Here is a 12,812-nt window from a genome sequence, read left to right as displayed (position 1 = left end):
ACAAGTTGAAAACAAGCCTAAATATATAAAACAAAAAAGAATCTGTATTTGTATACAGACTCCTCTTAAGTAAAGTATTGTATTTCTGCATCAGGGAAAAACTCATGTATATAACCTCTTATTGTTTCTTCTAATACTGCTGCGTCATCTTTTTTATATACGTATTTCCCAATGCCGTACCGTCCCCATTTATATTTTCGCTTCTCTTCATCCATTTCAAGCTTCGTACTCGGATAACGCTCTTGTATGACCTTTTTTGCAGGTTTTGTAAAGCGATGTTGAATTAATTCAAATGTTAAATTCGGTATGGACAAATCTTTTAGTGCATTATACAGTCGCTCAAATAGTTCACGATATCCTTCTTCCCATCCTTCATGCATATAAAGTGGCGCAACTATAAAACCAAGCGGATAACCCGCGCCTGCTACTTTACGAGCCGCTTCAATTCGTTCTTCAAACGGTGACGTCCCCGGCTCAAAATTTTTAATCACATACCGTGAATTAATACTGAACCTGAAACGAGTTTTCCTGTTATGTTTTGCATCTAACAAATGATCAACGTGCGAATATTTCGTAACGAAACGCAAACGCCCATATTCACTTTCTCCGATAAACTCTATCGCCCGCTTTAATGCATGTGTTAAATGGTCAATCCCAACAATATCTGATGTACAAGCCGCTTCAAATCTTGTTATTTCAGGTGCTCTTTCATCCATATATTGCTGTGCCTTCTCAAATATTTCATCAAGATTAACGTATACGCGAACGTAAGGCTTACTCCCAAGTGTCGTTTGCAAATAACAATAATGACAATGTCCCATACATCCTGTTGCGAGCGGAATCGCATATTCAGCTGACGGCTTTGACGTATCAAATTTTAATGTCTTCCTCACCCCAACGACAAGCGTTGCCTTTGCATTGCGATATTTTTGCAAATCATTTTCACCTGGCAAATTTCTAATTTGATTATGGGATGTCGTTTCACGAATTTCTAATCCCATCTTCGTAAACTTCTCATACAGCTCTTTTCCAAGTGGATATTCAAGTGCCTTCGGTTCAAAGTAAACAAGTTTTGGCATAAACGGTTTCATATACTTCCCTCCTCTCGTTAGTATGGGGAACGATGAAAAATTAACACGTATTAAAGTTTTCCACTTCAGTAACTTGCAACGCAAGTTACTGAATGTTATAATTTAGATAACAGCTACCTTGCACCGCAAGTTACCTGAGTAAAAGGTGGTGAAATCATGCACAGCCAAATGTTAAAAGGTGTACTCGAAGGATGCATCCTATACATCATTTCACAAGAAGAAGTGTACGGATATGAACTGAGTACAAAATTAAATAAACACGGATTTACATTCGTAAGCGAAGGAAGCATATATCCGTTATTGTTACGTATGCAAAAAGAAAAATTGATTGAAGGAACATTAAAAGCTTCCTCACTCGGTCCAAAACGGAAATATTATCACGTAACCGATAAAGGATTAGAACAGCTTGAAGAATTTAAACAAAGCTGGGGAATGGTTTCAACGACCGTAAACAACTTATTACAAGGGGAGTGATAGGGATGAAGGCGAAAGACATAGTTGAATTAAACAATAAAAAACGAGAACTCTTAACACCTGAAAACGAAGCTGCTTATGGGGATATGTTAGTATATCTTCGAATATCCAACGTACCTCAGCAACAAATGGAGGAACTGTTACTAGAAATATTGGATCATCTTATTGAGGCACAAGCGGAAAATAAAAGTGCTTACGACATTTTCGGTAACGATTTACAATCTTATTGCAATGAACTTATATCAGCTTTACCAAACCAAACAAAGTTAGAAAAAACTTCTCTAATCGGTTTTGCTATTAGTTTACTTCTTGCTATACAGTTTGGAATCGATGCAATTGTTTCATTCTTCATTTTAACCTTTGGAAATAATGCGGAACAATTCACTCCAGTTTTTAGCGTCCCTGGAACTACTTTGTCTATTTCACTAAATGTACTAGGAGTACTACTTATTTTATATTTATTAAAGCGTTATTCTTTTAATAAAAAGATAAATTGGAAAAGACGAATTCTATTCGGGCTCGCTTTTGCTACTCCATTTTGTTCAGCTATATTCGTAAATATTTATTTTAGAAAACAACCTTATCTCCTTTATCATCTAACCTTTTGGCAAAACGCCTTAATCGCTATACTATTTTTTGTTTTATATAAATTACTATACAAAAAATCAAATTTTTAACAGCCCTTCAAAAGGCTGTTTTTCTTCTGTCTAATTTTACAAATTGAAAAATTTCATAAAGAAAATAAGAAAAATGCAAAATAATTAAAGTTAATTGTTGACGTGATGCTTTTATTATCGGTATCATAAATCTTCGTGAGCAATTATTTTTCGTTATACGATTTTTTTATTATTACTGAATTTTTGAGAGGAGAAATTAGATGTCAGTTAAGAAGAAAACGCAAGTACGCACCGGCAAAATGGTACGTGAACTAATGTTAGCAGACGAAGATGTAAATGCTTCGCTAATTATGGTATATAGTGAAAACGGTGTAAACGCAGAAATTAAAATCGAGGGCTTAACGCCGAAATGTAACGAAGAATTATTTTTGAGCGGAAACGTGGATTGGAACAAGAGTGTTATTTATAAAATTGTTGATTTCACTGGAAACGCTGAAGTTGGTAAAGTTACATTAACAGCGATGAACAAAAATAATGTTTCTCTAGAAATAGAACGCGTTATGTGGAGTAAAGAAAATAAAGAGGCTGCTGAGCAAGAAGAAACAGTTGTAGAAGCTCCTCCGAAAAAAGAAGTAGTTGTAGAAGCTCCAAAAGCAGTTACAGCTGCTCCAAAACCTGTTACGCGAGTAGAAACACCTGTAGCACCAAAACCTACTCCAGTACTAGCGCCGAAGCCAGTAAGTGTAGAAGCTGCTGTGGAATTATCTACTCCAGCACCTGTGAAAAAAGAAGTACCAACTCCAGTTACAAAGCAAGAGACAGCACCGGTCGCGCCTACAAAACCGAAGCAACCTGCTTTGACTGAAACAAATTCAAAACTACAAGAAAATTATGTGAAACTCGTGAAAAAGACAATTGAAGTTTGTCAAGATTACGAGCTTGGCATCGACATAGATGATTCTATTGAAGGATTAAAAGAAGAGCTACAAAGCCAAGGTATTAGCGTTACATTTGACAAAGAAATTATGGACGTTGTAAATCGCCTTCGTTCTTTACAAGATAAAGGAATCAAAGTAGAAAAAGTACTTAATTTACTATAAAAAAGTAAGAGGTGGCAATTGCCACCTCTTATTTTTTATAATTCCATTCTTTACTTTCATACTTCTCTTTTGCTAATGTTTGCACTTCATGTAATTGTTCTTCTGTTAATTCATACGGAACAAGCTCTACATCTAATCCTTTTTCAAACCCAACCTCAAACGCTTTAATTAACTGCTCGATTGTAAACGTACGGTCTGTTAATTCATTAATTGCTACCGCTTTAGAAGAGAACATACTCTTCATACGTTCTTTTACACGTTCATTTGGGAATAAAAACAGATCGTATAATTCATCTAAATCTATTTCTAATGGAATCGATCCGTGCTGTAAAATAACACCTTTTTGACGTGTTTGAGCACTACCTGCGATTTTTCTTCCTTCTACTACAATTTCATACCAAGATGGTGCATCAAAGCATACGCCTGAGCGTGGATTTTTCAAATTTTCACGGTCTGCTTCTGTTTTTGGAACTGCATAATACGCTTCTAACCCTAATGCTTTAAAACCGTCTAATAAACCTTGCGAAATAACACGATACGCTTCTGTAACTGTTTTTGGCATATTTGGATGATCTTCAGACACAATAACACTGTACGTTAATTCTTTATCATGTAGTACACCCCTGCCGCCTGTTTGACGACGAACGAATCCATATTTCTTTTCGTTAACTACATCCATATTAATATCTTTTTCAACACGCTGGAAATACCCGACTGTTAATGTTGGTACTTCCCATTCATAAAAGCGAATAGTTGGTGGCATTTTCTTTTCACTTTGCCAGTTTAATAAACATTCATCTAACGCCATATTAAATGCCGGTGAACATTGACCAGAGTTAATATAACACCATTTTTCTTTTCCCATCCTGCACCTCATATAACCAATTATTTTTCACATTCTCTAGTCTACCAAATTCGACAAAATTTGTGAAAGAATACGAAATTTCTTCTTATATACAAATGAATCTGTTGCATAAATACATATGGGCATTATAATATTGAAAGTAGGATAAGAAAAAAGGGAGCGATAGAATCGTGTCAACAACTTGGATTATTTTATTAGCCGTAATCGTAGCGTTCATCGGTTACACTGTATGGATGTATTTCTATCAGAAGAAATTAATTACAACACTTTCAGAAGAAGAGTTTCGCGCTGGCTACCGTAAAGCACAGCTTATCGATATTCGCGAAGCAGACGAATATACTGCAGGACATATTTTAGGCGCACGTAACATCCCGTTATCACAAATTCGCCTTCGTCATAAAGAACTTCGTAAAGATCAACCAGTTTACTTATACTGCCAAAGCGGATTCCGTACTGGTCGCGCGGCTCAATACTTAAAGAAACAAGGCTACAAAGATTTCTACCAATTACAAGGTGGATTCAAAACGTGGACTGGAAAAATTAAAAAGAAATAATAACATACAAAAACTAGCTGAATGATTCAGCTAGTTTTTTCATTTCATATTATTTGCAATGTATAATAAATTTTTCTTAATCACATCTTGATCATTTTCTTGTGCATTCCGATACAAGAGCTGATATTCAAGTCCTTTCTCTTTCCATATAAGCGTAGCAAATTCATCTCCTTGCCCAGAGTCATCCTTATTTTTAAAATAAGCGAATGCTCCATTATTCAATTTCATTTGTTCTTGAAATCGCTTCTCTTCCACGAGATCTGGAAAACTATAAGGAAAGTTCGCAACATTTAACTCAATATATTCATTTCTACCTGGCTCCTGCTGTTTATATTTAATCATGACAACAGCCTTCTTTTTTCCAATCGTTCTGACTTCCCCCTTCACATCACTCGTAATGTCATACGGTAAAAACGCTGGCACTTTAAATTTCACTGGAAAATATTTTGGAAGCTCCTTCAGCGGAATTGGATCCGTAACACGATCTATAGTTCCTCCTGTTGTTCCTACAAATTGTTTTTCTTCTTGTATCGTTTGCTGAAACGAACATGAACTTAGTACGAAACTAGAAAACACGAAACAAATGATCCTTTTTTTCAATTTGTTTCCGCCCTTTCATACCGCCCTCTTAACGAACGAAGCGTTTATATGCTCTTCATATTCGCTTCGCCACCAAACTCCACCTTTGAAAACTTTCCACGTTATTCTCACACATTTTGACAAAACTATTTTGCAAACAAAAAGACCTCTATCATTCTTACGCCCAAGTGAAAAGGTTACGCGAATAAAAAGAAGCCTTATTCATACCATAGTTTGTGAAAAGCTTTTCAGGTCAAGATTTTTTCATTCTTATTATTTTCCCTTTATAATAAGGGGAAGAGGTGATACATATGGCCAATATAAAACAAATTGCAAAAACCGCTGGTGTATCCATATCAACTGTTTCTCGCGTCCTTAATAATCACCCTTACGTAAAAGAAGAAAAGCGTAAGCGGGTTCTCGATGCTGTTGAAGAATTGAACTATGCAAAAAATATAAATGCTATTCATTTAATAAAGGGAAAAACATATACGATCGGTGTGATGCTCCCTTTCATTAATCTTCCATACTTTAGTACCATTATTGAAGGAATCGGAAACGAAGCGTTAGCTGCTGGATATCACATTAATTTATGTCAAACAAATTACGATAGCATTGAAGAAATTCGTGTTCTTGAAATGATGAAAATGAAGCAATTCGACGGGATGATTATTTGCTCTCGAACGAGTTCATGGGAACAAATTGAACCTTTCGCAAAATTTGCTCCTATTATTTCATGTGAAAAAATGAACCACCCCCTCATTTCATCTGTCTACGTAGATCATTATGAAGGCTTCCGTCTCGGCACCGCCTATTTACTCAGTAAAGGCCATGAAAAAATCGGGATTTGTTTAGCAAGAAAAACAAGTGTAAATTCTATGGAACGTGAAAAAGCATTTGCTGATACACTTCGTAATGAATGCAAAACGTTACATCCCGAATGGATTTTTCATCAATGCTATACAATGCAGGACGGTGCAAGAATACTCCACCGTATTTTAAACATGAAAAATCGTCCAACCGCTATTTTTACAGCGAACGATCAAGTTGCAGCTGGTTTATTAACAGAGGCTCGAAAACATGGCATTCGAGTACCCGAAGACCTTGCTATCCTTGGATTTGATAACCATGAAATTTCAAAGGCGTTAGAAATTTCCACAATTGAACATCCCGGTCTCGCAATGGGCTCACATGCTTTTTCTTTATTCCATAAGCAGATCCAGAGCGAGCAAATTATCGGCAGCGCAAAAGAGCTTTCATTCCATTTAATTGAACGAGATACTGTCTAAAAAGAGCGTTACCTATAGCGCTCTTTTTTCAGCTCTTCCCCTATTGACTTTATATTTCCCATCTCATATAATGAACCTAACGAACGGTAGGTAGGGGATGAAAATGACAGCAAACCGCATTAAAGCTGTAGCACTTTCTCATTTCGCACGCTACGGCTACGAAGGAACTTCATTAGCAAATATTGCTCAAGAAGTTGGGATTAAAAAGCCATCGATTTACGCACACTTTAAAGGAAAAGAAGAGCTATATTTTATATGCTTAGAATCCGCTCTTCAAAAAGATTTACAGAGCTTCACTGACGATATCGAAAAATTTTCAAATTCGTCTACTGAAGAATTGCTCTTACAGTTACTAAAGGGCTATGCAAAACGATTTGGTGAAAGTGAAGAATCAATGTTTTGGTTACGAACTTCTTATTTTCCGCCTGATGCATTTCGCGAACAAATTATCGAAAAAGCGAATGCACACATCGAAAACGTCGGAAAACTTTTATTCCCTATATTTAAACAGGCAAACGAGCAAAGTGAACTGCATAACATTGAAGTGAAAGACGCTCTAGAAGCTTTCCTATGCTTACTGGACGGACTTATGGTTGAACTACTATTCGCAGGTTTAAATCGCTTTGAGACTCGTTTAAGCGCCTCTTGGCAAGTATTTTGGCGAGGCCTTTCAAACTGACGGATTGCTCCTTTGCAATGCGTCGTTTTTAAGCCCTTTACCTAACGACTGGTAGGAAGGAGAAATGACATATGGCATGGATTTATGTAATCTTAGCTGGTATTATTGAAATCTTTTGGGTTATTGGACTAAAACACGCGGAGGCACCACTTGAATGGGCTGGCGTTGCATTATTAATTACAATTAGTTTCGTTTTATTATTTAGAGCTTATAAAGATTTACCTGTCGGCACTGTATACGCCGTCTTTACAGGAATTGGAGCTGGTGGGATTGTTCTTACAGAAATTTTCATCTTCGGAGAACCTTTCTCTATTGTAAAAGTTTTATTAATCGGCTTAATCTTCTTCGGCGTAATTGGTTTAAAACGAGTAACAGAAGAAAAAGAAGCGAAGGAGGCCGCATAAAATGGCTTGGGTATTTTTAATTCTAGCTGGTATTTGTGAAATTATTGGTGTACTCTTTATGAAAGTAGCCACTGAAAAGAAAGGCTGGGCACCAAAAGTTATTTTGATCGCTAACTTCGGCGTAAGCTTCTTCTTCTTATCACTTGCGATGAATACATTACCGATGGGAACTGCTTATGCGATTTGGACTGGAATCGGAACTGCCGGAAGTGCACTTCTAGGTATTTTTATTTTCCGTGAATCAGCGGATTGGCGTCGTCTTGCCTTCTTAAGCTGCATTCTATGCGGCGCTGTTGGCTTAAAACTATTAAGCTAACGTGAGGTGAATGTCATGTGGAAAGAAAAAGGGAAGCAACTGTTAGCATGGATTACGCTTGGGACTGTCATTCTACTGCAAATCAGTTTTCATATAATAGAATGGTTGTTTCATAAAATAGTATCCATTCTCACATTCCTTCCTAACATGACACTTGAAATGATATCAATTGTTTGGTCCATCATTGCCTCCATTGCAATCGTCATTATATGGAGTATCGCCAAGCTATGGAATAAGTTATTTAAAAAGGACAGTTAATCTGAAAAAGAATAACTGTCCTTTTTATGTCTATTTAGATTTTTTATAGAAATTTGATGTAATAAGACAAAGTAGACCAACTATGGCAATACTCATACCAATCCCTTTATGCAAACTAGGAAGTGGTGATGGTATATCTGAGTAAAAATTTGCTAATATGAGACCGATTGAAGATAGAAATATTCCTATCCTATATAACCATTTTCTTTTGTTCATCCTTCTCCCCCTAACATTTTTCATACATTCCTTTCTGTTGGACATACTACCTAAAAAAGGAGTGGATAATATGCAAAATTCCGTACATAAGCAAATTCTATTTTTATTTTTCCTCTTTCTCATTCTCGTTATCGTTTTCAGCTTTATATTACATACTCCAAAAGATGTTGTACCAAGTAATCTCTCTGTTTATAAACTTTTACTTTCCTATTGTCGTTATTGAAGAAGGTGCCTTATATAAGGCACCTTTTAAAATTCTCTCTTCTCATACAATTTCACTGAAACGAAGATAGATATTATGAACATGCATATCGAACTAATGAATAACATGCTGTTATATAGTTGAATTTGTTCTAGGTTGATTCCAAAGAAAATAGAAGAAACAGCCATAGGCACTATCAATATAAAAATCGCAATAAAAATAGTTTTTTTATATGCTAACCAAAACGATATTGGTAAAACAAAACTTAAATACATTAAAATCAAGCTAATACTAGCAACCATTGTCGTTTCAATAAATTCAAATAGGTTAACCCCACTCTTCATTCCCATCGTGAAACAACTGACCGTTACGCTTATAAAAAGAATAATAATTGCTACTATATATTTCGCATACACAATTTGTTTTCTCCATATTGGTAAACTACTTACTATAACTTCACTCTCATTTTTACTATCTGCTTCAAACGTTTTTACTGTTGCCCCAATTGTAAAAATTACTGACATAATTATGAACAAATTTTCCGTATCTGTTAAGGCCATATAAAAGAAAACAGGATACAGTATATACCAAATTAAAAATTTCCATTGAATGATGAAATCTTTTAAAATTAGTTGTTTCAAAACTATTATCCTCCCCTCATAAATCACGCTCATTATATAAGTTAATTGAGAGTAACATAGACATAACATATAAAAGAAGCAATCCTGCTATAAAGCAACTATTTACGACTAGACTCATGCTCCAAACATTTTCTACATCTAACCATACTTTACTTACAATCAGTCCACTTAAATAACCAAATGCAATTCCGATAAAGGGAGCGATTTGTTTTACACTACTATATCCTACTGAAAATTCAATTGGGAGTACAATTATGCTACAAACAAACCCACCTGTTATACCTCCGAGCATTTCTCCCCACAGCATAAATCCAGTCATCTGTTCATTTTGTAACTGTATTAAACCAACCACTAGTGAGAAACATCCACCTAGAGCAACTAAAATACTTACAAATATGTACTTCCCTATGACAATATCTTTACGGTCAAACGGTAAACTATTTACTATTAGTTCACTTTTATTTTTCCCCTCATAGCTCATTGACAGTATCATGCCAAGAATAGGTACAAACATACTAAATGTCATCCAAAAACTATCACTACAAAAATCAACAATGAGCAGGAACAAGAAACATATAAGATAAACAAATCCTAACTTTCTTTGCATCATCATATCTTTTAAAACTAATTGCTTGATCATGTATTACACCTCCTAGTATGAAAATGTCCCTTCTATAACTCTGCCTCCTGAAACATTTTCATTGAGAGGAACATTGATACGAATATACTCACTAATACTCCGATACCAAGAACACCCATTGCTTGTGTAGCCTCTTGAGAGTGAAGTACTTTTAACATAATTGTTTTATCACCAAAAACATTGCACATAAGGCCAATCATACCGGTTAAAGGCAAAACCATAATAATATTCAAGACAGAAGTAGCTTTATATCCTCCAATGTAATTAGCAGGTATCGTTACTACACAATAAATCAAAGTTGCTACTATTGCTGAAAATATCGCATATCCAGGAATAACTATATCTCTGTCCAATAAAACATTTCCTAATGTTATGACTATAAAAGTGATACTCAAACCAGCTATAATAAATAATGAGCTCGAAATATATTTAGCTATAACTATCTCTTTTCTCGTTATAGGCAAACTCACTAATACTTTTTCTGTTTTACTTTTCTCCTCATGATAAAAAGAAATATAAAGAATTGTACTACATGTTATAAATAACCCTATTGCAATCCCCATTGGTTGAACGGAATCCCTAAAAACAGATAAAATAGGTATTAAAAAATAGAAAGGAAATATCTTCTTCTGTAAGAAAAACTCCTTCAAAATCAACTGTTGCATATGAATTCTCCTCTCTATAAATCACGTGCTTCATAAATTTTAATTGTAAGAAACATAGAAATGATATAGACACTAGCTACTATGATTCCTCCAACTATAAATAAAGCAATATGCATTGGATTCATAATCCACTCAATGAATGAAGGTGTTGTTGCATTCAATCCATCTCCTATGAATATCCAAGCAATTCCACCAACTGCCATTGATGCTCCTGACACTATACTCCGTGCTATCTTTGACCTTGTAACATAATAACTAGGAAAAAATATTACAACAAAAAACATGGCGTAAACAGCTCCATTTATTACTTCATACCACGGAATTTCAATGTATAAATTAGGATGATATACACCGATATCACCAATAACCGCAATGCCCCTTATAAGAAAAACAACTAACATCGTAGAGAGCATGCCACCAACAATAAATATTGCACAGGAAATATATCTAGCAATTATGATATCCTTTCGACTTACCGGCAAACTATTTATAATAATGTCACTTTTATTCCTTTCATCCATAAAGGTTAACGTCATAACGGAAGAAAGGGTTATAAATAGACAACTCATCGAAAATAACAATTCAACACTTGGGTCTAACATAAATAATACAAGAGGCATAATTAGATTCACTAACCACGTTACCCTAAAAAAGAACAAATCTTTATAGATGAGCTGACGCATAGGCACCTCTCCCTTTCGCAGTGTAAACGATAATATCATCTAATGTAGGCTTTTCTAGTACAACCTCATTTCCAAACCAATCGACAATTGCTTGTTTATCCTTCGCTAAACCTTCGAAACCAAATTTATTTTTTCGTAATCCAACAAATAGCTCTTTTCCTTCTCGGTCTAATAAATCATTACTTCCCTTTACAATTACGTAGTTCTCCATTAGTTCATCTTTCTCACCAGTAAATATAATTTCTCCATCATTGATGAACGTAATATAATCTGCGATACGCTCTAAGTCTGTTGTAATATGAGTTGAGAATAATACAGATACTTCATCTTCCATTACAATCTCTTGCAACATATCAAGCAATTCACTTCGAACAACTGGATCTAATCCTGCTGTCGGTTCATCCATGATGATAAACTCTGCGTGATGTGAAAGTGCGATGGCAATCGCAAATTTCATTTTCATCCCTTTTGATAGTTCTTTAATTTTTTTATACTTTGGAACTTGTAATCTATGCATATACGATTGATACTGCTCTTCGTCCCACCTTTTATATAACGGTGCAATAATACGTTTCATTTGTTCACACGTTAAATCTTCATAATAATGATTTTCATCATATACAAAACCAATATTTTGTTTTATTTCCTTTTCGGCTTTCTTATTGTCCTTGCCAAAAATTTTTATATCGCCGCTATCTTTTCGAATTAAGTTCATAATCATTTTGATCGTCGTACTTTTTCCGGCTCCATTCGGTCCGACAAATCCCATAATATATCCGCGTGGTAGTGTAAAACTTATATTTTTCACTGCAAAATCTTGATAACTTTTACAAACATTTTTTAGCTCTAACATCCCTTATTCCCCCTCATATAAACACGCAATCATCTGCTGTAAATCTTCAAGTGAAAGCTGCAACGCTTTACTTTCATTTACAATCTCTTCCGCTTTACTTTCCAATAGACGAATTCGCTGTTCTTTTAGTAGTTCATTATTTTTACGTGAAACATAAGTCCCCTTCCCAGCAACAGTTTCTATATATCCTTCTTTTTCAAGCTCCTCGTACGCACGCTTCGTAGTAATTACACTAATTTGTAATTCTTTCGCTAAGCTACGAATAGACGGTAATTGGTCTCCACCCTTTAAACCACCATTTAAAATAAGCTGGCTTAATTGTTTTCTTATTTGTACATAAATAGGGTCTTGGGAAGAATTCGAAATAATAATATTCATGTTTTCCTCCAGTGTGTACATACTGTATATACCTTATATATACAGTATATACACACCATCCTATTTTTGGCAAGAAAAAAAGACCAACATTTTCCTGTTGGTCTTTCGTATATGTATCACTTTTCAAAGCGATCTAACATCTCATCTCTCATTCCGAAACTCACTACCGCAATTCCTACATACATAAACAGAAGGAACGCCGGATGAACTGTGTTGTACCAAGTGCTATCAACAATTAAATAAATCGTTAATGCCACAACTAGAACAAACGCTAAGATAAACATATAAAAGTGTCTTGTACTACCCAT

General features: G+C 35.1%; 20 protein-coding genes. 9 read left to right on the top strand and 11 right to left on the bottom strand.

The window, feature by feature from the left end; translation table 11 throughout:
* Window positions 1–65: 65 nt before the first annotated feature.
* Window positions 66–1,091 (bottom strand): spore photoproduct lyase, encoded by a 1,026-nt coding sequence (gene splB, locus COL05_RS01555; protein ID WP_098667329.1) that lies wholly within the window; start codon window positions 1,089–1,091, stop codon window positions 66–68.
* Window positions 1,092–1,247: 156 nt separating this feature from the next.
* Between splB and COL05_RS01550 the strand changes: the two genes are divergently transcribed.
* The 3 genes from COL05_RS01550 to COL05_RS01540 all read left to right on the top strand — a co-directional run bounded on the left by COL05_RS01550 (window position 1,248) and on the right by COL05_RS01540 (window position 3,282).
* Window positions 1,248–1,565, top strand: coding sequence for a PadR family transcriptional regulator (locus tag COL05_RS01550; protein ID WP_000556083.1), 318 nt, complete (start codon window positions 1,248–1,250; stop codon window positions 1,563–1,565).
* A 5-nt stretch (window positions 1,566–1,570) separates the two neighbouring features.
* The gene (locus COL05_RS01545; protein WP_142337311.1) at window positions 1,571–2,242 is read left to right on the top strand and encodes a DUF1129 domain-containing protein; all 672 of its coding nucleotides are present in this window, start codon (window positions 1,571–1,573) and stop codon (window positions 2,240–2,242) included.
* Window positions 2,243–2,442: 200 nt separating this feature from the next.
* Window positions 2,443–3,282, top strand: a complete 840-nt coding sequence (locus COL05_RS01540; protein WP_098667327.1) for a hypothetical protein — start codon at window positions 2,443–2,445, stop codon at window positions 3,280–3,282.
* A gap of 28 nt (window positions 3,283–3,310) precedes the next feature.
* Here the strand turns inward: COL05_RS01540 and COL05_RS01535 are convergent, their stop codons facing one another.
* Window positions 3,311–4,147 (bottom strand): lipoate--protein ligase family protein, encoded by an 837-nt coding sequence (locus COL05_RS01535; RefSeq protein WP_000514079.1) that lies wholly within the window; start codon window positions 4,145–4,147, stop codon window positions 3,311–3,313.
* A gap of 170 nt (window positions 4,148–4,317) precedes the next feature.
* Here COL05_RS01535 and COL05_RS01530 point away from each other — a divergent pair, with 170 nt between their 5' ends.
* Window positions 4,318–4,701 carry a rhodanese-like domain-containing protein gene (locus COL05_RS01530; RefSeq protein ID WP_000108655.1) on the top strand — a complete coding sequence of 128 codons (384 nt, stop codon included), beginning with the start codon at window positions 4,318–4,320 and terminating at the stop codon, window positions 4,699–4,701.
* Between the two features lie 39 nt (window positions 4,702–4,740).
* Here COL05_RS01530 and COL05_RS01525 read toward each other — a convergent pair whose 3' ends face one another.
* A complete protein-coding gene (locus COL05_RS01525) occupies window positions 4,741–5,277 on the bottom strand; it encodes a DNA polymerase III subunit delta (RefSeq protein ID WP_142287577.1) in 537 nt (178 codons plus the stop codon).
* A gap of 314 nt (window positions 5,278–5,591) precedes the next feature.
* Between COL05_RS01525 and COL05_RS01520 the strand changes: the two genes are divergently transcribed.
* The 5 genes from COL05_RS01520 to COL05_RS01500 all read left to right on the top strand — a co-directional run bounded on the left by COL05_RS01520 (window position 5,592) and on the right by COL05_RS01500 (window position 8,226).
* Window positions 5,592–6,569, top strand: coding sequence for a LacI family DNA-binding transcriptional regulator (locus COL05_RS01520; protein ID WP_087985175.1), 978 nt, complete (start codon window positions 5,592–5,594; stop codon window positions 6,567–6,569).
* 97 nt (window positions 6,570–6,666) lie between these two features.
* Window positions 6,667–7,248 (top strand): TetR/AcrR family transcriptional regulator, encoded by a 582-nt coding sequence (locus tag COL05_RS01515; RefSeq protein ID WP_142337310.1) that lies wholly within the window; start codon window positions 6,667–6,669, stop codon window positions 7,246–7,248.
* Window positions 7,249–7,319: 71 nt separating this feature from the next.
* A complete protein-coding gene (locus COL05_RS01510; RefSeq protein WP_000312348.1) occupies window positions 7,320–7,652 on the top strand; it encodes a DMT family transporter in 333 nt (110 codons plus the stop codon).
* A gap of 1 nt (window position 7,653) precedes the next feature.
* A complete protein-coding gene (locus tag COL05_RS01505) occupies window positions 7,654–7,968 on the top strand; it encodes a DMT family transporter (protein ID WP_098667325.1) in 315 nt (104 codons plus the stop codon).
* A gap of 15 nt (window positions 7,969–7,983) precedes the next feature.
* Window positions 7,984–8,226, top strand: a complete 243-nt coding sequence (locus tag COL05_RS01500) for a DUF3975 family protein (RefSeq protein ID WP_098667324.1) — start codon at window positions 7,984–7,986, stop codon at window positions 8,224–8,226.
* 30 nt (window positions 8,227–8,256) lie between these two features.
* Here the strand turns inward: COL05_RS01500 and COL05_RS01495 are convergent, their stop codons facing one another.
* The 8 genes from COL05_RS01495 to COL05_RS01455 form a co-directional block, all read right to left on the bottom strand.
* Window positions 8,257–8,442, bottom strand: coding sequence for a hypothetical protein (locus tag COL05_RS01495; RefSeq protein WP_098667323.1), 186 nt, complete (start codon window positions 8,440–8,442; stop codon window positions 8,257–8,259).
* A gap of 249 nt (window positions 8,443–8,691) precedes the next feature.
* Window positions 8,692–9,318, bottom strand: coding sequence for an ABC-2 transporter permease (locus COL05_RS01485; protein WP_142337309.1), 627 nt, complete (start codon window positions 9,316–9,318; stop codon window positions 8,692–8,694).
* Window positions 9,302–9,925 (bottom strand): ABC-2 transporter permease, encoded by a 624-nt coding sequence (locus COL05_RS01480; protein ID WP_098667321.1) that lies wholly within the window; start codon window positions 9,923–9,925, stop codon window positions 9,302–9,304. The genes COL05_RS01485 and COL05_RS01480 overlap by 17 nt, the downstream gene beginning before the upstream one ends.
* 32 nt (window positions 9,926–9,957) lie before the next feature.
* Window positions 9,958–10,590 carry an ABC-2 transporter permease gene (locus COL05_RS01475; RefSeq protein WP_098667320.1) on the bottom strand — a complete coding sequence of 211 codons (633 nt, stop codon included), beginning with the start codon at window positions 10,588–10,590 and terminating at the stop codon, window positions 9,958–9,960.
* Between the two features lie 14 nt (window positions 10,591–10,604).
* Window positions 10,605–11,273 (bottom strand): ABC-2 transporter permease, encoded by a 669-nt coding sequence (locus COL05_RS01470; RefSeq protein WP_098667319.1) that lies wholly within the window; start codon window positions 11,271–11,273, stop codon window positions 10,605–10,607.
* Window positions 11,254–12,126, bottom strand: coding sequence for an ABC transporter ATP-binding protein (locus tag COL05_RS01465; RefSeq protein ID WP_098667318.1), 873 nt, complete (start codon window positions 12,124–12,126; stop codon window positions 11,254–11,256). Before COL05_RS01465 ends, COL05_RS01470 begins: the two co-directional genes overlap by 20 nt.
* A 3-nt stretch (window positions 12,127–12,129) precedes the next feature.
* Window positions 12,130–12,504: a GntR family transcriptional regulator gene (locus COL05_RS01460; protein ID WP_048531120.1), complete on the bottom strand. Its 375-nt coding sequence runs from the start codon at window positions 12,502–12,504 to the stop codon at window positions 12,130–12,132.
* A 116-nt stretch (window positions 12,505–12,620) separates the two neighbouring features.
* Window positions 12,621–12,812, bottom strand: a complete 192-nt coding sequence (locus COL05_RS01455) for a hypothetical protein (RefSeq protein WP_000535935.1) — start codon at window positions 12,810–12,812, stop codon at window positions 12,621–12,623.

Source organism: Bacillus sp. AFS059628 (assembly GCF_002571225.1).
GTDB lineage: Bacteria > Bacillota > Bacilli > Bacillales > Bacillaceae_G > Bacillus_A.
Note: the sequence above shows the minus strand (reverse complement) of the source record. Positions and strands in the feature narration are given on the sequence as shown.

Bases quoted from the DNA above. Each gene is read 5' to 3' on its own strand.
- COL05_RS01470 (WP_098667319.1), bottom strand. From the start codon at position 11,273: ATGCGTCAGCTCATCTATAAAGATTTGTTCTTTTTTAGGGTAACGTGG.
- COL05_RS01520 (WP_087985175.1), top strand. From the start codon at position 5,592: ATGGCCAATATAAAACAAATTGCAAAAACCGCTGGTGTATCCATATCA.
- COL05_RS01535 (WP_000514079.1), bottom strand. From the start codon at position 4,147: ATGGGAAAAGAAAAATGGTGTTATATTAACTCTGGTCAATGTTCACCG.
- COL05_RS01465 (WP_098667318.1), bottom strand. From the start codon at position 12,126: ATGTTAGAGCTAAAAAATGTTTGTAAAAGTTATCAAGATTTTGCAGTG.
- COL05_RS01515 (WP_142337310.1), top strand. From the start codon at position 6,667: ATGAAAATGACAGCAAACCGCATTAAAGCTGTAGCACTTTCTCATTTC.
- COL05_RS01505 (WP_098667325.1), top strand. From the start codon at position 7,654: ATGGCTTGGGTATTTTTAATTCTAGCTGGTATTTGTGAAATTATTGGT.
- COL05_RS01500 (WP_098667324.1), top strand. From the start codon at position 7,984: ATGTGGAAAGAAAAAGGGAAGCAACTGTTAGCATGGATTACGCTTGGG.
- COL05_RS01510 (WP_000312348.1), top strand. From the start codon at position 7,320: ATGGCATGGATTTATGTAATCTTAGCTGGTATTATTGAAATCTTTTGG.
- COL05_RS01495 (WP_098667323.1), bottom strand. From the start codon at position 8,442: ATGAACAAAAGAAAATGGTTATATAGGATAGGAATATTTCTATCTTCA.
- COL05_RS01545 (WP_142337311.1), top strand. From the start codon at position 1,571: ATGAAGGCGAAAGACATAGTTGAATTAAACAATAAAAAACGAGAACTC.
- COL05_RS01455 (WP_000535935.1), bottom strand. From the start codon at position 12,812: ATGGGTAGTACAAGACACTTTTATATGTTTATCTTAGCGTTTGTTCTA.
- COL05_RS01485 (WP_142337309.1), bottom strand. From the start codon at position 9,318: ATGAGCGTGATTTATGAGGGGAGGATAATAGTTTTGAAACAACTAATT.
- COL05_RS01460 (WP_048531120.1), bottom strand. From the start codon at position 12,504: ATGAATATTATTATTTCGAATTCTTCCCAAGACCCTATTTATGTACAA.
- COL05_RS01540 (WP_098667327.1), top strand. From the start codon at position 2,443: ATGTCAGTTAAGAAGAAAACGCAAGTACGCACCGGCAAAATGGTACGT.
- COL05_RS01475 (WP_098667320.1), bottom strand. From the start codon at position 10,590: ATGCAACAGTTGATTTTGAAGGAGTTTTTCTTACAGAAGAAGATATTT.
- COL05_RS01550 (WP_000556083.1), top strand. From the start codon at position 1,248: ATGCACAGCCAAATGTTAAAAGGTGTACTCGAAGGATGCATCCTATAC.
- COL05_RS01480 (WP_098667321.1), bottom strand. From the start codon at position 9,925: ATGATCAAGCAATTAGTTTTAAAAGATATGATGATGCAAAGAAAGTTA.
- splB (WP_098667329.1), bottom strand. From the start codon at position 1,091: ATGAAACCGTTTATGCCAAAACTTGTTTACTTTGAACCGAAGGCACTT.